This is a genomic window from Polaribacter sp. BAL334, assembly GCF_015767435.1.
Taxonomy (GTDB): Bacteria; Bacteroidota; Bacteroidia; order Flavobacteriales; family Flavobacteriaceae; genus Polaribacter.
On the sequence record NZ_JADWOV010000318.1, the window covers coordinates 1 to 537 of the forward strand.

The 537-nt window shown below is 27.9% G+C and carries 1 protein-coding gene; it reads left to right on the forward strand.

Going from position 1 to position 537, the window contains the following annotated elements; translation table 11 throughout:
• A partial coding sequence (locus IU405_RS13170; RefSeq protein ID WP_317193374.1) for a TaqI-like C-terminal specificity domain-containing protein occupies positions 1-537 on the forward strand: 537 nt, incomplete at both ends.

Genomic DNA, 537 nt, shown 5'->3' on the forward strand with positions numbered 1-537 from the left:
ATCTATATAGTGTTGGCGATGGTATATTTAGTCTAAGTGAAGATGAAAAAAACAGTTTAAATTTATTAGCAATTGAGGAACTAGAAATAATTAAACCTTACTTTACAAGTGAACAGTTTTCTAGATATTATGCAACAAAAGAAAACAAACTTTGGTTAATTTATACAGATTCGAAATTCAGGGATCCTGCTGAAATATTACCATATCCTAACATCAAAAATCACTTAGATAAATTTCAGGAAGTAATAACTTCAAGTAATAAACCCTATGGTCTTCACAGGGCAAGGAAAGAAGATTTTTTTATTGGAGAGAAAATAATAGTTCAACGTAAATGCCCTAATAAACCAGTATTTACGTATGTAGATTTTGACACCTATGTTTCTGCAACATTTTATGTCATTAAGACTAAGAGATTGAATCAAAAATACCTTGTTGCTTTATTAAATTCAAAATTAATAGAATTTTGGCTGAAAAATAAAGGAAAAATGCAAGGAAATAATTTTCAACTTGATAAAGAACCTTTGGTTAATATTCCAA